Below are 20,316 nucleotides of genomic sequence, written 5' to 3'. Positions count from 1 at the left end.
AACCGTTATCACTCTATCAGGCCAGCGACCTGCGGTGAATATTGTTACGCAGAGTTGTCGGCTCAGTCTTCGGGCGACTCCGGCGGCTTCGCCGGGTCGGCGAGCAGCCCGCGGCAGAGGCCGATGAGGCGGGCCCGCAGCGGCGCGGCCCGCTCGGCGAATCCGGCCTGGGCGCGGGCGTAGGAGGCCCGCCCTTCGGGGGTCTCGATCGGCACCGGCCGGTAGCCGTAGTCCGCTAGATCGTACGGGCTGGCCCGCATGTCCAGTTCACGGACGTCCGCGGCGAGCGCGAAACAGTCGCCGACCAGTTCGGCGGGCACGAACGGATCGAGCTTGTAAGCCCATTTGAAAAGATCCATATTGGCGTGCAAGCAGCCCGGCTGTTCCAGTTCGACCTGCGATTCCCGTGTCGGCGCGAGCGTGTTGCGCGGCCGCGCCGGGTCGGTGAAGAACCGGAACGCGTCGTAGTGCCCGCACCGGATGTCCATCGACTCCACGACCTCGTCGGTCCCCGCCGAACCGAGCCGCAGCGGGACCTGCGCGTGCCGCACCGAGTCCGCGGGCTCGCGGTAGACCATGGCCCATTCGTGGAGCCCGAAACAGCTCAGCCGCGGCGACCGGGACGCCGTGGCCGACAACAGCTTCAGCACGAACTCGGCGGTGCGCGCCCGGCGGCCGGTGAAGGCCGCCGGGTCGAGCATCACCCCGGCCTCGGTCTCGACGTAAGCGGGACGTTCGAGGAACCGCCGCGCGGACGCGCCCGCGAGCACCACGCCCGGACCCGGCTGCCAGCGTTCGAGATGCCCCGGCCGATGCGAGTAATAGGTGAACAGGAAATCCAGTACGGGATGTTTCTCGTCCCGCGCCCGACGTTCCTGGTGTGGCCCGGTCCACGCGCGCATCCGCTCGCCGTGCGCTCGCTCCCGGGCCTGCCAGTCCTCCTCGGCGAGCACGACCTGCACGGTCATGCCGCCACGTGGGTGCCGTCGCGAACGGTCCCCACGTATTCCTCGACGAGGTCTTCCAGCGCCACCACGCCGACCGCCGCGCCGGAAGCGTCGAGCGCCCGCGCGAGGTGGCTGCCTTCCTTGCGCATGGCCGAAAGCGCGACGTCCAGCCGCGCGTCCGACCGCAATTCGGTGAGCGGCCGCGTTTTGTCGTCCGGCACGACCGTGCTGGGGTCCTGGCCGACGAGATCCAGAACGTCCTTCACGTGGATGTAGCCGGTGAGCGAACCGTCCTCTGTGCACACCGGGAATCGCGAGAACCCGGTGGTGGACACCGCTCGCTCGACATCGCCGAGCGTCGGCCCGCAGGGGAGCGTCGTGAGTTCCGAGGTCGGCACCAGGACGTCCGCGACGGTCTTGGCGACCGACGACAGCGTCTGCGAAAGCCGCTGATGCTCGGACTGCTCGAGCAGTCCCTCCTGGCGCGATTCGCTGAGCAGTTCGGCCAGTTCGTCGGAGCTGTACGCGGTCTCCAGCTCGTCCTTCGGCTCCACCTTCATCAGGCGCAGCAAGGAATTCGCGACGAAGTTGAGGAACGCGATGATCGGGTTCGCCACCTTCACCCACGCCACGTGCACCGGCACGAGCCACAGCGCCAGCCGCTCCGGTTCGGCGATCGCGAGGTTCTTCGGCACCATCTCGCCGATCAGCACGTGCAGCATGGTGATGAACGCCAGCGCGATCGCGAACGAGATCGGGTGCAGCAGCTGGTCGGGCAGGCCGAGCAGGTCGAAGAAGCCGGACAGCCGGTGCGCGACCGCGGGCTCGCCCAGGCGGCCGAGCAGCAGCGAGCAGATCGTGATCCCGAGCTGCGCCCCGGCCAGCATCTGCGAAACGTGCTTGCTCGCGTTGATGACGATCTGCGCGCGCGTCTTTCCCTGCTCCAGCAACGCTTCCAGCCGGTCGCGGCGCGAGGAGATCAGGGTGAATTCCGCGCCCACGAAGAACGCGTTGGCCAGCAGCAGGACCACGACCAGTGCGATGTTCAGCCAGTCGCTCACGCGCTCACCTCGCGTTCGGCCGGGCGGACCTGGACCTCGGCGACGCGGTGCCGGTCCATGCTGGTGACCGCGAGCCGCCAGCCGTCGACCTCGACGGCGTCGCCCTCGGCCGGGATGGCCCCGAGCCGCTCCAGGATCAGGCCGGCGATGGTTTCGTAGTCGCCCTCGGGCATCCGGAAGCCGGTGACGTCGCGGACCTCGTCCGCGCGCAGCTGCCCGGACACGAGCCAGCGGTCCGCGCCGAGCTGCTGCGCGGCCGGGGCCTCGCGGTCGTCGTGCTCGTCGCGGACGTCGCCGATGATCTCCTCGACCACGTCCTCCAGCGTCACCAGCCCGGCGGTGCCGCCGTACTCGTCGACCACGATCGCGAGCTGGTAGCGCGAATCGCGCAGCCGGTTCAGCAGATCGTCGCCGGGCAGCGATTCCGGCACCGTCGGCACCGGGCGCATCGCCGAGCGGATCCGGGTGGTCGCGCGGTCGGCGGCGGGCACGGCGAAGGCCTGCTTGACGTGCACGGCGCCCTGGACGTCGTCGAGATCCTCGGTGTAGACCGGGAACCGCGAGAACCCGGTGCGCCGCGAGATGTCGATGAGGTCGTCGATCGTGTCGTCCACGGTGAGCGATTCGACCTGCACGCGCGGGGTCATCAGTTCGTCCGCGGTGCGGTCGCCGAAGCGCAGCGAGCGGTCCAGCAGTTCCGCGGTGGACGTGTCGAGCTTCCCGCTTTCCGCGCTGGAGCGGACGATCGAGCCGAGCTCCTGCGGCGACCGCGCGGAACGGAGCTCCTCCTGCGGTTCGATGCCGAACTTGCGGACGAGGAAGTTCGCGCTGTTGTTCATCAGCGTGATGAGCCAGCGGAACAGCGCGGAGAACCGGGCGTGGTAGCCGGAAACCGCGCGCGCGGTCGGCAGCGGCCGGGCGATCGCGAGGTTCTTCGGCACCATCTCGCCGAGGATCATCGACAGGAACGTGGCCAGCACCAGCGCGACCGCCACCGCGACCCCGGACGCCGCCGATTCGGGCAGGCCCATGGCGTCGAGCAGCGGCCGGACCAGGTCGCCGATGAGCGGCTCGGCCAGGAAACCGGTGACCAGAGTGGTGAGCGTGATCGCGACCTGCGCGCCGGACAGCTGGAAGCTCAGCGTGCGGTGCGCTTTCTGCACGGTGCGCGAACGCTTGTCACCGACTTGGCGGACGTCCGCGTCGACGGTGCTGCGCTCGAGCGCGGTCAGCGAGAACTCGGCGGCCACGGCGAGGCCGGTGCCGATCGTGAGAAGAAGGAATGCCAGCACGCCGAGCACGGAAAGCAGGACGTGGATCACAGCGCACCGTCCGGGACGCTGGAACGGACGGCGGGCGGGAAGCCGGGTCGGGCGGGACCCGGCCCGGTACTGTCACCGGGCGATGGCGCAGCGCGCACGGATGGAAGTCACTCCTCGGCAAAACTGGTTTGTAGTGCGACGATGCCGACAATCGTACCGGGTCCGGACAGCGGAGCCGCGACAGGACGCGAACCTGGCGCCGGATTTTCTCTCACCGCACGGCAAGGGCCGCCCGCTCAGCCCGCGATGTTCCGGCCCGGACGCGGCACCCGGACCACCCCAATGCCACATTGGGTGCATCTGACGCGCCGAAAGCCACATTGGGTGCGTCTGACGCACCCAACGCCACATTGGGGCGTTCTGTCCACTGTGGCGGGTTCAGCGCGGACGGCGGCCGAGCAGAGCGACGAGCCGGTCGGGAGCCGCGGCGGTGCGGCCCGCCGCGACCGGCGGGTCGAACAGCCCGAGCCCCTGCCAGTCGTCGATCATCGGGCGCAGCACGTCGAGCAGCCGTCCGGCCAGCAGGCCGGGCACCGGATTCGGCCGGCCGAGCGCGGTGGCGAGGTCCCAGCCGTGGACGGCGAGGTCGAGCGTCATCTGCCAGCCGTACTCCTCGGCGGGCATCAGCCCGAACGAGACGTGCACGGTGCGGCGTAGCGCCCCGGGGGAGAGCCACGCTTCACGGGCGGCGGCGGAAGCCTTTTCCCAGACCGAGAGCGGGTCGTCGCCGAGGACGTCGCCGTCGTAGCGGGTGCCGACCTCGTCGAGCGTCGCCCCGGCGAGCAGATGCGGTACCCAGAGTTGTTCGACCGTCAGATGGTTCACCAGATCGCGTACTGACCAGTCGGTGCACGGCGTGGCGCGCGCCCAGTCGCCGGAGCCGACGGAGTGCACGGCTGCGTCGAACACGTCCAGTGCGCTGCCGTGGGCGGCGAGGAGATCCACGGGGCACATTGAACACGAACCTGCCCGATCGCGTCGGAAGCTAGGTCCGCGCGCCCGGCCGGTGCCGCCGCACGGTCTCCTCGACCAGGTCGAGCACCGGGCCGAGGTCGTCGCCCGGAAGCCCCATCGCGAGGTGCGACACGAGCCCCTCCAGCACGAGTTCCAAGAACGCGGTCAGCACGCTGACGTCGACGTCGTCGCGCAGGTTGCCGGCCTTGCGCTGCCATTCGAGCCGGTCGCGGGTCGCCTCGGTCAGCTGCTGAGAGCGTTCCGCCCACCGGCCGCGGAACTCCGGGTCGGTGCGCAGCCGCCGGGACACTTCCAGCCGGGTGCCGAGCCAGTCCGCCGGGTGCTCGCTGTTGCCGGCCAGCAGGTCGCGCATGACCTGGACCAGGCCCTGTTCGGCGACGACGTCGGCCATCCGCACCGCGTCGTCCTCGGCGAGGGCGAGGAAGAGCGACTCCTTGTCGCGGAAGTGGTGGAAGATCGCCCCGCGCGACAAACCGGTGGCTTCTTCGAGACGGCGAACCGTGGCACCCTCGTAGCCGTAGCGTGCGAAACACACGCGCGAGCCGTCGAGGATCTGGCGCCGGCGTGCGTCGAGGTGATCCTGGCTGACCCGTGGCATCCTGAAATCCTGGCATCGAGGACCGGGTTCTCGCAATCCGTACGTACGTACTGTGACGAGACGGCGGAACGCATGCGGGCCGTCACACTGCCGGGTTCCCGGCTGACACGACCGGGCCGGTTGACTACGCTGTGCACATCACGACTGGCGTGTCACGACGCGAGCACCGGGAAAGGGAGCGGCCTTGGTCATCGGCGAGTCGGGCCGTGCGCGGGGCAGTTTCGCCATGGACGCGGCGGAGCTGACCGCCGTCATCCGGCTGTGGGAAGACCAGCTCGGCAAAATCGACGCCGACGGCCGCGCGATCGACGAGATCCTCGCGGTGTTCACCGCCCCCGGCTCCGACCCGGCGAGCGCGGAGTACGCCGCGGCCGGCGCGGATTCCCTGCGCACGCTGCGCGACCAGAACGAGGCGCTGCGCCGCTACGCCGCCGGATACCTCGACAAGCTGCGCACCGCGCGGGACCGGACGGCCGAGGCGGACCGGGCCGGCGCCGATCTCGGCCGCGGCCGGTAAGCGGACGACCCCGGCTGCGCACGAAGGGAACCAGGTGGACGGCAAGCAGATCTTCGACAACTTCCGCGGCGGCGACACGTCCGGCCTGCGTGCCGCCGCGGCGAAGGTCCAGGAGCTGTCCGCGGCCTACCTGGAGCGCGCACAGAGCGTGAAAGACCTGCAGGAGCGGATGGCGCGGTCGTGGACCGGCGACTCCGCGGACGCGGCGAAAGCGGGCGCGGGACCGGTCGAGGCCGGGTTCCGGGAGTCCGCCGACCCGCTCGACCTCACCAGCGCGTCGATGGACACCCAGGCCAGCAGCTTCGAAAGCTCCCGGCACGCGGTCGTCGACGTGCCGCCCCGCCCGGAGCGGCCGCAGCCGTGGGCCGGGCCGCTGCAGGCGGTGCTCCCCGCGTCGGCCGCGCCAGTGTCCTTTCAGGACGGAATCGACCGCTTCCACGGCGCGAACGAGAACAACGTGCGGGTGATGGAGCAGTACCACGGTGTCACCGCGAACACGAAACGCGTGCTGCCCCGGCAATACGGCCCGATCGTCCCCGACAGCGCCGCTGTGCACCGGACCGCTTCGGACAGCACGAGCACCCAAGCCGCCACGAGCCACGACCGCAACGGCCCCGGCCCCGCCTTGCTGCCGACCCCGGTGAGCGAACCGGCCCAGCGCGGCTCCGGCACGGCCGTCGGCGGTGCGCCGGTCACGCAAGGCCGCCCGGGCGACGGCCTGCACCGGCGGCCCGACTACCTCCTCGAATCCGATCCGGAGGGCGCTTTCGGCGTGGACGGTTCGGCGACCCTGCCGGTTCTCGGCGACGAGGAGGAGTAGCCGGTGGCCGATCCGGCGGGACGGGTGGATGTCCCGGTCGAAGCGCTCGCGGCGCTGGCCGAACGCGAGCAGGTGGGCCGGCTGCACGTGACGCTGCGCCCGGACCCGGCGTGGCTGTCGGAAACCGAACGCGACGAAGCGGCGAAGCGTGTGGACGACGCGCTCGCGCTGGCGGGCCTGGTCGACTCGCGCGGCCGAGCCACTGTGGACTTCCTCGACTGGCTCCCGCTGCTCGTGCGCCCGGTAATCGAGTACTACGGCTGGGTCGCGACCGGTGATCGGACGTATGGAGTGCTCGCCGCGGCCAGCGGATTGCAGGCAGTGCTCGCGGTGTCGGACGGCGAACACGTCGGCGTCCAGGAGATCGACCGCGAACGAGTGCTGGAAACGCTGGTGGAGCAGCTGCCCGCGGTCGGCCCGGGCGGCGGGCAAGTACGCACCGTGCGCGTCGCGGACCTCACCGAAGCCGCGCGCCGAGGCGAGGACGCTTTTCCGTTGGACCCGGTGTTGTCGGACGTGCTAACTCTGGTGCAGCGTCCGGTGCACGGCAGCGGAGAGCTGTACGCGGGACGACGCGACGACGTCGGCCGGTACGTCCGGCTGGAAGAACCATTGCACTACGCGGACACGGACTGGGGCCGGTACCTGAGCTACACCGTCGGGGCCGGGCCGGACGCGGAAATCCGGATCGGGCCAGCGGGCCCGGCCGAACTGTGCGGTGCGCTGCGATCCCTGGAGCGCACCCTGAACTGAGGGGACGTTCCTGTGCGCTATCCGGAAATCGAACCGTACGACAGCGGCCTCCTGGACGTCGGCGACGGCCACCAGGTGTACTGGGAAACCTGCGGCAACCCCGACGGCAAACCAGTAGCCGTCCTCCACGGCGGTCCAGGAACCGGCTGCAGCGAAGGAATGCGCCAATTCTTCGACCCATCGCGCTACCGAATAGTCCTTATGGACCAACGAGGCTGCGGCCGTAGCACCCCACACGCAGGCGACACCGTCGACGCCCTGAAGGCGAACACCGCCAGCCACCTGATCGCGGACCTGGAACTGCTGCGAGAAAAACTGGGAATCGAACGCTGGCAACTCTTCGGGGGCTCGTGGGGCTGCGTACTAGGCCTGGCCTACGCGGAACGCCACCCCGACCGAGTGACGGAAATCGTCATGATGGGCCTGGCCACCGACCGCCAGCTGGAAATCGACCTGCTGACCGGCGGCCTGGCCGGAATGTTCCCGGAGGCTTACGCGAGATTCCGCGACGGCGTACCGGAAACCGAACGAGACGGCGACCTCGCAGCCGCCTACTACCGCCTCCTCACCAACCCGGACCCGGCAGTCCACGAGCCGGCCGCACAGCGCTGGAGCGACTGGGAATCCGCAATGCTTCCCGGCGTCCCCCCGTCGCCGAAATTCGAAGACCCCCGCTTCAACCTGGCCTTTACTCGCCTGGTCACCCACTACTTCTCCCAAGGCTGCTTCCTGGAAGACGGCGGAATCCTCCGCAACGCAGGCAAATTGGCCGGAATCCCCACAGTCCTAGTACAAGGCATCCTTGACCTGAGCAGCCTGGTAGGCACCCCCTGGCTGCTGGAACGCGCAATCCCAGACGCAGAACTGATCCTGGTAGGCGGCGCAGGCCACACCACAGCAGTCCCGGACATGGAAAACGCACTCATCAAGGCCACAGACAAATTCGCCACCCGTACATGAGGGGAACCCTGAGGGAATCAGACTCCCTCAGGGTTCCCCTCATGACCCTAAAACCGCACCAACGCACCCAACCAGCGTTGCACCCACACCACTCCCGCACCCCGATACGAAGCCAAAATGCGGTCTGAGGGTGTTTGTCAAGGCATCTTTCCAGCCTTGACAAACACCCTCAGACCGTCATCACAATCAGGCTTCGGGGTGCCCCGCGCAACCCACCGGCAATGTCGCCGCCAGGCGACGAGCCGATCAAGGAATCATCAACGCAGGCGCCCCCACCGGACTAAGCGCTTCAGCAGCACGAGCCTCCCGAGTAACCTCAGCCTGCCGCAAAGCAGTAACCCGAGGCGGAACCCGATCCAAATGCCACTCCGCCAACACCAACGCCACCTTGGCCTGCATCTCGGTCCGCAACCGCAAGAACGAATCAGCCGGATCCGCCCCCACTTCACCGAGCAGCAACCACCACGCCCAAGCAGCAGCCCCGGCATTGGCGATAAAGTCCGGAATAACCGCAACCCCACGAGCAGACAACGCCGCCTCAGCCTCAGGCGTAGTAGCAGCATTAGCCGCCTCAACCACAACCTTGGCCTTCACAAGATTCTCGTTGTCCACCCGCAGCGCATAAGAAATAGCCGCGGGCACAAAGATATCCGCATCAACAGACACCACAGCCTCACGAGGCAACGTCTGAACCCCGTCAGGCAGCCGCCCCCGGTCAACCTCCCCGAACCGGTCCCGCAACTCCAGCAATCCAGGCACGTCCAACCCTTCCGGGTCATACAACGTCCCAGCCGCATCCGCGACAGCAACGACCTTCATCCCCGCTTCATGCAGGTACCAAGCCGCACCGCCCCCCATAGTCCCGATCCCCTGAATCGCGACCGAAGTCTCGGCAACCCCCCAGCCCCACGTGTTCGCGGCGCCGAGACAAGCCTGCGCCACGCCATAACCGCCGATGACGTCCCCCAGCAACTGTCCGCCGGGAACCGGAGCATTGAGCCCGGCCTGAACCCGCCGAAGCGTCCGAGCCGGATCAGCCGACCGGCGGATCGCGGCGTGGTACGACTGCTCCAACCCGAGCGTCGCGAAAACCTCGTCGATGAGGTGCTGCGGCACCCCCAGATCCTCAGCAGTCACCCAGCTGGCGTCCAGCCAAGGCCGCAGGAACTCGCAAAACCGGGTGAGCACGCCGGTCGCGCGCGGGTCCTTCGGGTCGAAGTCGATGCCGCCCTTCGCGCCGCCGACCGGGAGGTTGAACGCGGCCGTCTTGTTCGCCATGCCGCGCGCGAGGTCGGCCACCTCGTCGACGGTGCAGCCGGCGCGCATTCGCGTGCCGCCCGTGGCGACACCGGAAACCAGGCTGTGCACGACCAGGTAGCCGCGCGCACCCGTGACCGGGTCCGTCCACGTCAGCTTCATCAGCGGTTCGGCGATCCGCGTGTCCATCGAGCCACTCACCTCCTCGAGTCCGCCGGCGGCGCCGTTCGCCGCCTGCTTCCGAGGGTGGTGCCCGATCGGGGCCCGCGTCCATTTACCGAATGTGCACGAAGTTGTTTAGGGTTCGTACATGGAGCTTTCGTTGCACCGCTTGAGGATGCTCCGCGAACTGCATCGCAGGGGCACGGTCACCGCGGCTGCCGCGGCGCTGCATTACACCGCTTCGGCGGTGTCGCAGCAACTCGCGCAGCTGGAACGCGACGTCGGCGCGAAGCTGTTCGAACGGCTCGGCCGCCGGGTCCAGCTGACTGAACTCGGCATTCTGCTCACCGAGCACGCCGAGGAGATCCTGGGGTCGGTCGAGCGCGCGACGCTCGCACTGGAGGAAGCGCAGGGCTCGATGTCCGCGCGGCTCACCGCGGGAGTCTGGGCGTCCGTAGCGTCCGGTTTGCTGCCGACCGCGCTCACCGCTTTGGCCGCGGATTACCCCGGAATCCAAGTGCGGACCAAGGAACTGGCCCCGGAGGCGACCGCGGACGCGGTGCGGGACGGCTCGCTGGACCTGTCGTTCGTCATCGACTACTCCGATGCCCCGATGGAGTGGAGCGACGGCTTGGAGCGCGCGGTCGTCGCGGTGGAACGGATGCACGCGGCGGTCCCGGCGGGCGCGCTGCCGGCGGCCACGGTGCCGCTCGACGCGCTCGCGGAGCACCCGTGGATCCTGGCGAGCCCTAAGTCCCATTTCGGCCGTGCGATCCGGATTGCCTGCCAGCGGCACGGTTTCCAGCCGAAAATCAATCACGAGGTCGAGGAACAGTCGACCGCGATGGCGATGGTCGGCGCCGGTCTGGGTGTCACGTTGGTGTCCGATCTGGGCCTGCGGCTGCTGCGCCCGCCGGGGATCGACGTGGTCGCGCTGGCCCCGCCGTTGCTGCGGACGGTGTCGATCGCGTATCGCCGCACGGAGATCCGGCGCCCGGCGTTGCACCTGGTGATCGCGGCGGTGCAGAAGGCGGCGGCCGAGTTGGGGCTCGGTACGGAGCCTGCTTTGCCGTGAGCGGTGTGGTTCGGCGTCGAGCTGTCGTCGGATCTCGTGCTGCGCTCGCCGGGGATCGACGTGGTCGCGCTGGCCCCGCCGTTGCTGCGGACGGTGTCGATCGCGTATCGCCGCACGGAGGTCCGGCGTTGCACCTCGTAGCCGCCGCGACTGGACAGGGCCTGGGCGCCGACCCCGCCACGCGGTGCGCGGGGTGCCCCGGATGGAGCAGTGCGCCGAGTGTGATCTGTCCGGTGAACTCCCAGGTCAACACAGATTACGAGGTCCTTATCGATCGCCTTCCCGGCTTCGCGGCCCTGTTTTTGTCAGACCCCGCGTGTAGCGTCGCGAAGCGACGAGGTCCGGTCCCGCGGACCTCCTGATCCGGACGGCGACAGATGACTGCAGTGCACGATTTTCCGGACAGATCCGGGAGCGCGGCGAACCTGACCGCGCGGGTGCTTGCCGACCGCGCGGAGGGGGAGCAGTACGTCGCTTCGGTGTGTTTCAAGCACGGCCCGCCGAGACTGCTCGGGGTGGAACTCGAGTTCACCGTGCACCACACCGGCGACCCGGTCCGCCCTCTCGACCCCGATGTCCTTGCCACGGCGCTCGGCCCGCACACCCCGCGGACGCTGCGCCCCGACAGCCCCGCGATCCCGCTCCCGGCCGGTTCTCCGGTGAGCCTGGAACCCGGGTGCCAGGTGGAGATCTCCTCTCCGCCGCAGGCCTCGCTGCGTGATCTGCACGCGGCTGTGGAGGCCGATCTCGCTCATCTCACCGGTCTTCTCGCCCGCCACGGCCTCGAACTCGGCGCCGCGGGCATCGACGAACACCGTCCGCCCCGGCGCGTTCTGCGCACGCCCCGCTACGCCGCCATGGAACGCCGGTTCGCCCCGATCGGGGCGGGCGGCATCACCATGATGTGCAGCACCGCGGGCCTGCAGATCTGCGTGGACGCGGGCGAAGCCCACGAGGTCGCCGCGCGCTGGGCCGCCGCGCACGCGATGGGTCCGCCGTTGCTGGCGCTGTTCGCGAATTCCCGCGTGCACGCCGGAGCGGACACCGGATTCGCCTCGGCGCGCTGGCTCGCGGTGCTGGAAACCGAACCGGTCCGGAGCCAATCGCCCGAACCCGGCACGGACCCGGCCCGCGAATGGGCCCGGCGGATGATGGACACGCCGCTGATGGTGTTCCCGCGCGGCGAACGGCCGTGGGACGCGCCCGACGGGCTCACCTTCGCCGAGTGGATCGGCGGCCGGGGCGCGGCCGCGGTGCTGCGCCGCCCGACGGTCGCGGACCTCGACTACCACCTCACCACGATGTTCACCCCGGTGCGGCCGCAGGGCTACCTCGAGCTGAGGTACCTGGACGGGCAGCCGCCGGGGGAATGGCTGCCGCCGGTAGCGCTGGTCACCGCGCTGCTGGCGAATCAGTCCACAGTGGACAAGGTGCGGGAGGTGTGCGCGCCCGCGGCGGGCCGCTGGGTCGACGCCGCGCAGTGCGGCATGGCGGACGCGCAGCTGGCGGCGGTCGCCAGGGAGCTGGTGGAGCTGGGCATCGCCGAGCTTCCGGCCAGTGGGCTTCCGGAGAGCACCGTCGACGGGCTGGCCGCCGGGCTGCGCGCCCGGGCCGCCGGAGTGCCGCGCCAGGACCGATGAGCAGGACCGAGATCACCGCCGGGCCGCGCGCCCGGCACACCCCGGACTCGAGGAGTCAGGAGCGATGAGCACCATCCCCGAACAGAACCCGTTGCTGGAGCTGAGCCCGCAAGACCTGCGGGCGCACACGGCCGCCGCCCTCACCCGGGCGCGCGAGCGCAGCGTGGCCCTCACTGACGCGGTCGACGACGAGGACCTCGTGCGGCAGCATTCGAAACTCATGTCGCCGCTGGTGTGGGACCTCGCGCACATCGGCAGCCAGGAAGAGCTGTGGCTGGTCCGCGACGTCGGCGGCCGGGAGCCGCTGCGCCCGGACATCGACGACCTCTACGACGCCTTCCAGCACGCCCGCGCGGACCGTCCGGCGCTGCCGCTGCTCGGCCCGGCCGAGGCCCGCGCGTACGTGAAGGAAGTTCGCGACAAGGCGTTCGACGTCCTGGAAACCGCGCCGCTGGACGGACGTCGGCTCACCGAGAGCGCGTTCGCGTTCGGCATGATCACCCAACACGAGCAGCAGCACGACGAGACCATGCTGGCCACCCACCAGCTGCGCAAGGGCGAACCGGTGCTGCACGCCCCGGAGCCGCCGCGCGCGCCCGCCCGCAAGCTGCCCGCCGAGGTGCTCGTGCCCGGCGGCCGCTTCACCATGGGCACCACCGCCGAACCGTGGGCGCTGGACAACGAACGCCCGGCGCACGAGATCGACGTGCCCGCCTTCGTCCTCGACACCACGCCGGTCACCTGCGGCGCGTACGTCGAATTCCTGGAATCCGGCGGCTACGAGCAGCAGCGGTTCTGGAGCGAGCCCGGCTGGGCGTACCTGCGAGAGCACGGCATCACCGCGCCCCGGTTCTGGCGCCGCGAGCCGGACGGCTGGTGGCGCACCCGCTTCGGCGTGCACGAGCGCGTCCCGGAGAACGAACCGGTCGTGCACGTTTCGTACTACGAGGCCGAGGCGTACGCGCGGTGGGCGGGCAAGCGGCTGCCGACCGAGGCGGAGTGGGAGAAGGCCGCCCGGCACGACCCGGCGAGCGGGCGGTCGCGGCGATTCCCGTGGGGCGACGAGGAACCGACCGCCGAGCACGCCAACCTCGGGCAGCGCCACCTGCGCGCGGCCGAGGCGGGCGCGTATCCGGCCGGCGCGTCGCCGCTGGGCGTGCACCAGCTGATCGGCGACGTCTGGGAGTGGACGAGCACCGATTTCCACGGCTATCCGGGCTTCTCGGCGTTCCCGTACCGGGAGTACTCGGAGGTCTTCTTCGGACCGGAGTACAAGATCCTGCGCGGCGGGTCGTTCGGCACCGACGCGGCGGCGATCCGGGGCACGTTCCGCAACTGGGACTACCCGATCCGGCGGCAGATCTTTTCCGGCTTCCGGTGCGCGCGCGATCCGCGCCCGGGCGAGGCGGGCTAGCCGGATGTGCCGTCATCTCGCCTATCTCGGCGCGCCGGTGTCCCCGGCCGAGCTGATGTTCGCCGCGCCGCACGCGCTGCTCGTGCAGTCGTACGCGCCGCTCGACATGCGCGGCGGCGGTTCGGTGAACGCCGACGGCTTCGGCCTCGGCTGGTACCCGGAACCGGGCGCGCCGCCGCAGCGGTACCGCCGCCGCGAGCCGTTGTGGACCGACCAGACGCTGCCCGCGCTGGCCGCTTCGGTGCGCACTCGCGCGTTCGTCGCGGCGGTGCGCAACGGCACCACCGGAATGCCGGTCACCGAAGCGGCCGCCGCGCCGTTTCTGGAGGACCGCTGGCTGTTCAGCCACAACGGCGTGGTTCGCGGCTGGCCCGGTTCGATGCGCGGGCTAGCCGGACGGCTCGACGTCACGGAGCTGTTCACGCTCGAAGCGCCGACGGATTCCGCTCTGCTGTGGGCATTGCTGCGGGCTCGGCTGCGCGCGGGGGAGGAGCCGCTCGAAGCGGTGACCGCCCTCGTGCGCGAGGTCGAGTCGGTCGCCCCCGGCTCCCGGCTGAACCTTCTGCTCACCGACGGCGAACTGCTCGTCGGCACCGCCTGGACGCACGCGTTGTCCTTGCGCCGCACCGAAACCGGCGTGGTGCTGGCGTCCGAGCCGTGCGATCCGGACCCCGCCTGGACCGCCGTGCCCGACCGCCACGCCGTGCGCGTCACCGCGGCCGGCGTCGACGTTCTTCCCCTGACCCTGGAACGGAGCACCGCCCGATGACCGAAGCGGACCTGGAGAGCCATCGCCGCGACGTGGCCGCCGAACTGCGCGCGGACGTGCGCGAGGGGCTCACGGCCGACCAGAAGTGGTTGCCGCCCAAGTGGTTCTACGACGCCGAAGGCAGCAAGCTGTTCGAGAAGATCACCGCGCTGCCGGAGTACTACCCGACCCGCAGCGAGCGCGAGGTGCTCGCGCGGCGGGCGGCCGAGATCGCCGAACGCACCGGCGCGCACACGCTCGTCGAGCTGGGCTCGGGGTCGAGCGAGAAGACCCGGCTGCTGCTCGACGCGTTCACCGCGCACGGGACGCTGGAGTCGTTCGTGCCGATGGACGTGTCCGAATCCGCGCTCGCCGAGGCCGCCGCGGCGATCACGGCGGACTACCCGAAGCTCGAGGTGCGCGGGGTGGTCGGCGACTTTACCCAGCACCTGCAGCTGCTGCCCGGCACCGCGCCGCGCGTCGTCGCCTTCCTGGGCGGCACGATCGGCAACTTCCTTCCTGACGAACGCGCCGAGTTCCTGCGCTCGGTGCGCGACGTGCTCGGCGAAGGGGAGTGGCTGCTGCTCGGCACGGACCTGGTGAAGGACCGGGAAACGCTGGAGCGGGCCTACGACGACGCGGCAGGCGTCACCGCGGCGTTCAACCGCAACGTGCTGCGCGTGATCAACACCGAACTGGGCGCGGATTTCGACCCGGACGAGTTCGACCACGTCGCGCATTGGGACGACGGCCACGAGTGGATCGAAATGCGGCTGCGCGCCCGGAGCCGGACGGAGGTGCGCATCCCCGGCGCGGACCTGATCGTGCCGTTCGCCGAGGGCGAGCACATCCGCACCGAGGTGTCGGCGAAGTTCCGTCCCGGCGGCGTCGAGGCGGAACTGAACGCCGCCGGGTTCGCGCTCGAACAATGGTGGACAGACTCACAGCAGCGGTTCGGGGTGAGTTTGGCAAGATCAGTGCGTGCGTAACCCTGTCGCGGCGCTCGCCCGCAAGCTCGGCACCCAGCCCAGGCTGATGGGCGCGTCGCGCGCCATCATCGCGACCGACCGCCAGCTGCACCGGTGGTTCGGCGGCCGGATCAGCCTGGTCGGCCTCGCCGGACTGCCGTCCCTGCGACTCACCACCACCGGAAGGCGCAGCGGCCTGCCGAGGAGCACGAACTTGCTGTACTACCCGCACGGCAGCGAGTTCGTGCTCACCGGCTCGAACTGGGGCCGCCCGCAGAACCCGGCGTGGACGCACAACCTGCGCGACAACCCGAAGGCGACGGTCGCGCTCCGCGGCCGCGAGATCGAGGTCAAGGCGCGCGAGCTGGAAGGCGCGGAGTACGACCGGATGTGGGCGGAACTGCTCGAATTCTGGCCCGGCTACCAAATGGAACGGGACGAGGCGCGGCGGGACTTCCCGGTGTTCGTGCTGACCCGCTGCTGAGCGGCCGGGCTTCGGCGGGGGAGCACGAATCCCCGGCCGAACCCGAGCAGAACGAGGAGTAGCCCGAGCAGAACGAAGAGTAGTTCGACGGGCTGGCCGAGCTCCCGGACTGCGCCGCCCGGGTGCTTCCCGGCTCGCACGGCGTCTTGCCCGGGTGCTTCCCGGCTCGCACGGCGTCTTGCCCGGGTGCTTCCCGGCTCGCGCGGCGTCTTGCCCGGGTGCTTCCCGGCTCGCACGGCGTCTTGCCCGGGTGCTTCCCGGCTCGCGCGGCGTCTTGCCCGGGTGCTTCTCAGCTCGCGGGGTCTTGCCCGGGCGGGACGAGAAGTCGCGAGAGCCGCCCCGGCCGCGCGATTACCGGGGCCGGGCCATGGCGCGCGGCGAAATCACCTTCCGGTTCGACCCGTTCCGCTCGCCGATCCAGCCCGTCGCCGAGGTCTGTCCCTCAGCGCTCGTTGTCGCTCGTCCGAACCCGCACTTCCTCCTTTTGGCCGGTGCCCGGCTTGGCCGGATTATGCCAGTCTCGGTGACGCCCCGTAATCAGGCGGGTGCGCAAACAGGGGAGATTCCACGTGCGCGGATCGAGAAGAACCGGAGCACTGGTCGCGGCGATCGCGACCGCGCTGACCGGGTTGGCGGGCACTGCTGTCGCGGCGCCAGCGAGCCCGGCGGCACAGGCCAAACCCGCGGAGATCGCGCGCACCGCGCCGGTCAAGTGGGAGGACTGCACCAAAGAACAGCTGCGCGGCGTCCCAGAAGACCAAGTGAAGCTGTACAGCTGCTCGCGGTACGTCGTGCCGATCGACCACGACGACGCGTCGCTCGGCAGCATCGACATCGCGCTGATGAAGCGCGCCGCCAAGATTCCCGGCCAGCGGATCGGGTCGCTGTTCCTCAACCCGGGCGGCCCGGGCGGATCCGGGCTGCGGATGCCGATCTCCGGCGACCGTTACTTCCGCCCGCAGGTGATGGACCGCTTCGACCTCGTCGGGTTCGACCCGCGCGGCGTCGGCGCCAGCAATCCGCTTCGCTGCTTCACCACGGCCGAGGACGCCCAGGACGTCCAAAGCCAGCTGCTGCCGGTTCCGTTGTCGCGCAGGGAAATCTCCGGCACCCTCGCCGGGTACCGCGACTACGGCCAGTTCTGCCGCCGCAACGCGGGCGCGCTGCTGGACCACATGTCCACCCGGGACGTCGTGCGGGACCTCGACCAGCTGCGCGCCGCGGTCGGCGACCAGCAACTGACCTACACCGGCTTCTCCTACGGCACCCTCGTCGGGTCCACCTACGCCGCGATGTTCCCGAAGCAGACGCGGGCGATCGTGATCGACGGGAACGTCGACCCGCAGCTGCGCACCAACGACGGCGTCACCTACGACCTGGCGCGGGCGCAGGGCTTCGAGATCGCGCTCGACGGCTTCCTCGAGCGCTGCGCCCAGGCCGGCGACAAATGCGCGTTCAGCGCGGGCGACCCGCGGGCCAAGTTCGACGAACTGCGCGAGCACGTGCGCACCGACCCGATCACGCTGCCCGGCGGCCAGAAGGTGGACCTGGGCACGCTGATCAGCGCGGCGTCGAGCGCGATGTACTCGCCGGATTCGTTCGGCGAACTCGCCGAGGGCTTGCAGCAGGCGTACTCGGTGCTGCACCCGTCGCTGCAGGCCCAGTCCGCACGGAAGGGCACGCTCTCCGCGGGCCGCGGCGGTCTGCTCGACCTCGCCCCCGACAGCCCGTACACCGGCAACGACTCGTACTTCGCGGTGAACTGCGCGGACAAGCCGATGCGGATCAAGCAGGAGCAGGTGCCGGGGATCGCGGGCAAGGCGGACCGGGAATCGCCGACCTTCGGCCGCTACCAGGTGTTCTCCGACATCGCCGCCTGCCCGGTGTGGCCCGCCGCGAAGACGTCCGACCCGTACCGCGGGCCGTGGCGCGCGAACACCGCGACGCCGGTCCTGGTGGTCAGCAACTTCTACGACCCGGCCACGCGGTACCGGTTCGGCCAGCGGATGGCCGAGGAGCTGGGCAACTCGCGGCTGCTGTCGGTCGACTCGTTCGGCCACTGCATCCTCGGCAGCGCGCGGGGCGTGGACGACGCGACCGCCGCGTACCTGATCGACCTGAAGGTGCCCGCCGACGGCCAGGTGTTCCAGCCGGACCGGCAGCCCTTCACGACGCCTGCGAAGGGCTGATCGGTTGATCTTCGGCCCGGAACCGGGCATAACGGCACAACCCTCTTGTCAGCGCTCGGCGGATCGGTGAAAGTGTCCGCCAGAAGTTCACCTGAGGGGAGTTGACGTGCGGCGCTGGGCGGGCGGGTTCGGCGCGGCCAATGCGACGGCGGTCCTCGTCGGGACCGCGGTGCTCTCCGGCTGCTCCGGCTCGCCCGCCCAGCCCGGTCCGGTCGCGGTTTCGCGCTCGGCCTGCGGCGACGGCTGGACCGCGCCGCCGGCCGGGCCGCAGACCCTCCAGGTCCGCAACGACGCCGCCGTCACGATGGAAATCGACCTCGTCGACCCGGCCACCGGCACGGTCTTCGGGGAGCTGGAGGGAGTCGGCCCGGGCACGACGCGCGCGCTGCCGGTGAACTTCGCCAACGGCGCGTACGCCCTGCGCTGCGCGCCCGAGGACGGCACGCCGTTCGTCGGCCCGACGGTCCAGGTCACCGGCGGCGCGGACCGTCCGGGTCCGGCCGTGGTGCCGGTGACCAACGCCGATCTGCTCGGGCCGCTCAAGCAGTATCACGGCTACGTCGCCGACGGCCTCGGCACGCTCACCGGACAGACCGCCGCGCTGGCCCGAGCAGTCCGCTCGGGCAATCGCGATGCGGCGCAACAAGCCTGGCTCACCGCGCACCTCACGTACGAACGGCTCGGCGCCGCCTACAACGCCTTCGGCGATTCGGACGGGGCGATCAACGGCACCACCGCGGGGTTGCCGGGCGGAGCCGCCGATCCGGGCTTCACCGGGTTCCACCGGCTCGAGAACGGCTTGTGGCACAACGAAGCGATGCCCGCGTTGAGCCCGGTCGCCGACCAGCTCGACCAGGCCGTGCAGAAGCTGCGCACGTCGTTCGCCGACGCCCAGATCGACCAGAACGACCTCGGCCTGCGCGCGCACGAGATCATGGAGAACACCCTCCAGTTCGAGCTGACCGGCCGCACCGACTACGGCAGCGGCTCGAACCTCGCGACCGCGGGCGCGAACCTCACCGGCACCCGCGCGGTGCTCGACGTGCTGCGGCCGTTGCTGACCACCCGGTTCCCCGGCTTGAAAGACCTCGACGCCTGGATCGCCCGCACCGATCGCGATCTGCGAGCCGTCGCTGGCAAACCGCTGTCCACTCTGGACCGGAAGCAGCGGCAGCGGATCAACGCCGACGTCTCCGAGCTGACCGAACGCCTGGCCCCGGTCGCGGCGATCGCCGAGCCGAGGAGGACCTCGTGACCCTGGGACGGCGCGCGTTCCTGCGCGGAGCGGCCGCCGCCGGGGCGGGCGCGGGCCTGGTCGGGCTGTCCGGAAGCGCGACTGCGGCCGGGGGAGCGGTGCCGTTCCACGGGCCACGCCAGAGCGCCGTGCTGGCGGAACCGGCGAGACACTCGATCGTCGCGGCGTTCGATGTCGTCGCCGAGAACCGCGCCGAACTCACCGCGCTGCTCAAGGAACTCACCGACCGCGCGCGGTTCCTCACCAGCGGCGGCGCGCCCGCGTCGGTCGGCATCACCGGCCCGCCCGCGGATTCCGGCGTCCTCGGTCCGGAAGTCCCGAGTGGACAGTTGTCGGTGCTCGTCGGCGCCGGTGCGTCGCTGTTCGACGACCGGTACGGGCTGGCCGCGCGCAAACCGCCGAAGCTCAAGCAGATGCCGATGTTCCCGGACGACGCGCTCGATCCGCAGTGGTGCCACGGAGATCTGAGCCTCGTCCTCAACGCCGCGGAACCGGACACCGTGTTGCACGCGTTGCGCGACATCGCCCGCGCGACTCGCGGCGGGATGCAGCTGCGCTGGAAGATCGACGGGTTCAGCTCGCCGCCGCGGCCGTCCGGGACGCCGCGCAACTTGCTCGGGTTCAAGGACGGCACCGCGAATCCGGCACCGTCCGAAGCGGACCATCTCGTGTGGACGGACGACGGCGGCAGCTACCAGGTCATCCGGCTGATCCGGATGCTGGTCGAGTTCTGGGACCGGGTATCGCTGTCGGAGCAGGAGAACATGATCGGCCGCCGCCGCGACACCGGCGCGCCGCTCGACGGCGCGGCCGAGCAGGACGCGCCGCGCTACGCCGAGGACCCGATCGGCACCGTCATCCCGCTGACCAGCCACATCCGGCTCGCGAACCCGCGCACCCCGCAGACCGACGGACAGCGGATCCTGCGCCGCGCGGTGAACTACGACCGCGGCGTGGACGCCAACGGCAACCTCGAGATGGGGCTCGTCTTCACCTGTTACCAGCGCGATCTCGAGCAGCAGTTCGAGGCCGTGCAGAAGCGGCTCGCCGGGGAGCCGCTCACCGACTACGTCTCGCCGTTCGGGGGCGGGTATTTCCACCTGTTCCCGGGCGTGACGGATCCGGCCGACCACTACGGCCGGGCAGTGCTGGGCTGAGCGGAAGGAGTTCT

20 protein-coding genes are annotated in these 20,316 nt (G+C 70.4%); 14 read left to right on the top strand and 6 right to left on the bottom strand.

Annotation, left to right across the window (positions count from 1 at the left end; genetic code table 11):
• Positions 1 to 62: 62 nt before the first annotated feature.
• The 5 genes from AB5I40_RS05305 to AB5I40_RS05285 all read right to left on the bottom strand — a co-directional run bounded on the left by AB5I40_RS05305 (position 63) and on the right by AB5I40_RS05285 (position 4,903).
• Complete coding sequence (locus AB5I40_RS05305) at positions 63 to 968, bottom strand: 3-methyladenine DNA glycosylase (RefSeq protein ID WP_370937272.1); 906 nt, start codon at positions 966 to 968, stop codon at positions 63 to 65.
• Complete coding sequence (locus tag AB5I40_RS05300; RefSeq protein ID WP_354741537.1) at positions 965 to 2,008, bottom strand: hemolysin family protein; 1,044 nt, start codon at positions 2,006 to 2,008, stop codon at positions 965 to 967. The genes AB5I40_RS05305 and AB5I40_RS05300 overlap by 4 nt, the downstream gene beginning before the upstream one ends.
• Complete coding sequence (locus AB5I40_RS05295; RefSeq protein ID WP_370937271.1) at positions 2,005 to 3,330, bottom strand: hemolysin family protein; 1,326 nt, start codon at positions 3,328 to 3,330, stop codon at positions 2,005 to 2,007. Before AB5I40_RS05295 ends, AB5I40_RS05300 begins: the two co-directional genes overlap by 4 nt.
• Before the next feature lie 378 nt (positions 3,331 to 3,708).
• Positions 3,709 to 4,275, bottom strand: coding sequence for a TIGR03086 family metal-binding protein (locus AB5I40_RS05290; protein WP_370937270.1), 567 nt, complete (start codon positions 4,273 to 4,275; stop codon positions 3,709 to 3,711).
• 40 nt (positions 4,276 to 4,315) lie between these two features.
• Entirely contained in the window at positions 4,316 to 4,903 is a 588-nt protein-coding gene (locus AB5I40_RS05285) for a helix-turn-helix domain-containing protein (RefSeq protein ID WP_354741543.1), read from the bottom strand.
• A gap of 184 nt (positions 4,904 to 5,087) precedes the next feature.
• Between AB5I40_RS05285 and AB5I40_RS05280 the strand changes: the two genes are divergently transcribed.
• The 4 genes from AB5I40_RS05280 to pip are packed head-to-tail and all read left to right on the top strand — an operon-like array spanning position 5,088 to position 7,953.
• The gene (locus tag AB5I40_RS05280; protein WP_370937269.1) at positions 5,088 to 5,420 is read left to right on the top strand and encodes a hypothetical protein; all 333 of its coding nucleotides are present in this window, start codon (positions 5,088 to 5,090) and stop codon (positions 5,418 to 5,420) included.
• A gap of 34 nt (positions 5,421 to 5,454) precedes the next feature.
• A complete protein-coding gene (locus tag AB5I40_RS05275) occupies positions 5,455 to 6,240 on the top strand; it encodes a WXG100 family type VII secretion target (protein WP_370937268.1) in 786 nt (261 codons plus the stop codon).
• Positions 6,241 to 6,264: 24 nt separating this feature from the next.
• Complete coding sequence (locus AB5I40_RS05270; RefSeq protein ID WP_370940458.1) at positions 6,265 to 6,993, top strand: ESX secretion-associated protein EspG; 729 nt, start codon at positions 6,265 to 6,267, stop codon at positions 6,991 to 6,993.
• A 12-nt stretch (positions 6,994 to 7,005) separates the two neighbouring features.
• Positions 7,006 to 7,953, top strand: a complete 948-nt coding sequence (pip, locus tag AB5I40_RS05265) for a prolyl aminopeptidase (RefSeq protein WP_370937267.1) — start codon at positions 7,006 to 7,008, stop codon at positions 7,951 to 7,953.
• A 246-nt stretch (positions 7,954 to 8,199) separates the two neighbouring features.
• Here pip and AB5I40_RS05260 read toward each other — a convergent pair whose 3' ends face one another.
• On the bottom strand, positions 8,200 to 9,399 hold the full coding sequence (locus AB5I40_RS05260) for a Glu/Leu/Phe/Val dehydrogenase dimerization domain-containing protein (protein WP_370937266.1): 1,200 nt from the start codon (positions 9,397 to 9,399) through the stop codon (positions 8,200 to 8,202).
• 121 nt (positions 9,400 to 9,520) lie between these two features.
• On the opposite strand from AB5I40_RS05260, the gene AB5I40_RS05255 reads away from it, so the two are divergent.
• From AB5I40_RS05255 to AB5I40_RS05210, 10 genes are all read left to right on the top strand, one after another.
• On the top strand, positions 9,521 to 10,447 hold the full coding sequence (locus AB5I40_RS05255; protein ID WP_370937265.1) for a LysR substrate-binding domain-containing protein: 927 nt from the start codon (positions 9,521 to 9,523) through the stop codon (positions 10,445 to 10,447).
• 3 nt (positions 10,448 to 10,450) lie between these two features.
• The gene (locus AB5I40_RS05250; protein WP_370937264.1) at positions 10,451 to 10,588 is read left to right on the top strand and encodes a hypothetical protein; all 138 of its coding nucleotides are present in this window, start codon (positions 10,451 to 10,453) and stop codon (positions 10,586 to 10,588) included.
• Between the two features lie 236 nt (positions 10,589 to 10,824).
• Positions 10,825 to 12,087, top strand: a complete 1,263-nt coding sequence (locus tag AB5I40_RS05245) for a glutamate-cysteine ligase family protein (RefSeq protein ID WP_370937263.1) — start codon at positions 10,825 to 10,827, stop codon at positions 12,085 to 12,087.
• A 64-nt stretch (positions 12,088 to 12,151) separates the two neighbouring features.
• Positions 12,152 to 13,501 (top strand): ergothioneine biosynthesis protein EgtB, encoded by a 1,350-nt coding sequence (egtB, locus tag AB5I40_RS05240; protein WP_370937262.1) that lies wholly within the window; start codon positions 12,152 to 12,154, stop codon positions 13,499 to 13,501.
• 4 nt (positions 13,502 to 13,505) lie between these two features.
• Positions 13,506 to 14,270: an ergothioneine biosynthesis protein EgtC gene (egtC, locus tag AB5I40_RS05235; protein ID WP_370937261.1), complete on the top strand. Its 765-nt coding sequence runs from the start codon at positions 13,506 to 13,508 to the stop codon at positions 14,268 to 14,270.
• A complete protein-coding gene (gene egtD, locus AB5I40_RS05230) occupies positions 14,267 to 15,238 on the top strand; it encodes an L-histidine N(alpha)-methyltransferase (protein ID WP_370937260.1) in 972 nt (323 codons plus the stop codon). The genes egtC and egtD overlap by 4 nt, the downstream gene beginning before the upstream one ends.
• Positions 15,231 to 15,701, top strand: a complete 471-nt coding sequence (locus AB5I40_RS05225) for a nitroreductase family deazaflavin-dependent oxidoreductase (protein WP_370937259.1) — start codon at positions 15,231 to 15,233, stop codon at positions 15,699 to 15,701. The genes egtD and AB5I40_RS05225 overlap by 8 nt, the downstream gene beginning before the upstream one ends.
• Before the next feature lie 569 nt (positions 15,702 to 16,270).
• Complete coding sequence (locus tag AB5I40_RS05220) at positions 16,271 to 17,890, top strand: alpha/beta hydrolase (RefSeq protein ID WP_370937258.1); 1,620 nt, start codon at positions 16,271 to 16,273, stop codon at positions 17,888 to 17,890.
• A gap of 106 nt (positions 17,891 to 17,996) precedes the next feature.
• Entirely contained in the window at positions 17,997 to 19,145 is a 1,149-nt protein-coding gene (locus tag AB5I40_RS05215) for an EfeM/EfeO family lipoprotein (RefSeq protein ID WP_370937257.1), read from the top strand.
• On the top strand, positions 19,142 to 20,302 hold the full coding sequence (locus tag AB5I40_RS05210; RefSeq protein WP_370937256.1) for a Dyp-type peroxidase: 1,161 nt from the start codon (positions 19,142 to 19,144) through the stop codon (positions 20,300 to 20,302). The genes AB5I40_RS05215 and AB5I40_RS05210 overlap by 4 nt, the downstream gene beginning before the upstream one ends.
• Positions 20,303 to 20,316: the final 14 nt, after the last annotated feature.

The organism is Amycolatopsis sp. cg13, assembly GCF_041346965.1.
Lineage (GTDB): Bacteria > Actinomycetota > Actinomycetes > Mycobacteriales > Pseudonocardiaceae > Amycolatopsis.
The sequence above is the reverse complement of the archived record's forward strand: the minus strand, read 5'-3'. Positions and strand labels throughout refer to the sequence as shown.

Coding starts and splice junctions, on each gene's coding strand:
- AB5I40_RS05285 (WP_354741543.1), bottom strand. CDS start 4,903: ATGCCACGGGTCAGCCAGGATCACCTCGACGCACGCCGGCGCCAGATC.
- AB5I40_RS05305 (WP_370937272.1), bottom strand. CDS start 968: ATGACCGTGCAGGTCGTGCTCGCCGAGGAGGACTGGCAGGCCCGGGAG.
- AB5I40_RS05255 (WP_370937265.1), top strand. CDS start 9,521: ATGGAGCTTTCGTTGCACCGCTTGAGGATGCTCCGCGAACTGCATCGC.
- AB5I40_RS05260 (WP_370937266.1), bottom strand. CDS start 9,399: ATGGACACGCGGATCGCCGAACCGCTGATGAAGCTGACGTGGACGGAC.
- egtC (WP_370937261.1), top strand. CDS start 13,506: ATGTGCCGTCATCTCGCCTATCTCGGCGCGCCGGTGTCCCCGGCCGAG.
- AB5I40_RS05245 (WP_370937263.1), top strand. CDS start 10,825: ATGACTGCAGTGCACGATTTTCCGGACAGATCCGGGAGCGCGGCGAAC.
- egtD (WP_370937260.1), top strand. CDS start 14,267: ATGACCGAAGCGGACCTGGAGAGCCATCGCCGCGACGTGGCCGCCGAA.
- egtB (WP_370937262.1), top strand. CDS start 12,152: ATGAGCACCATCCCCGAACAGAACCCGTTGCTGGAGCTGAGCCCGCAA.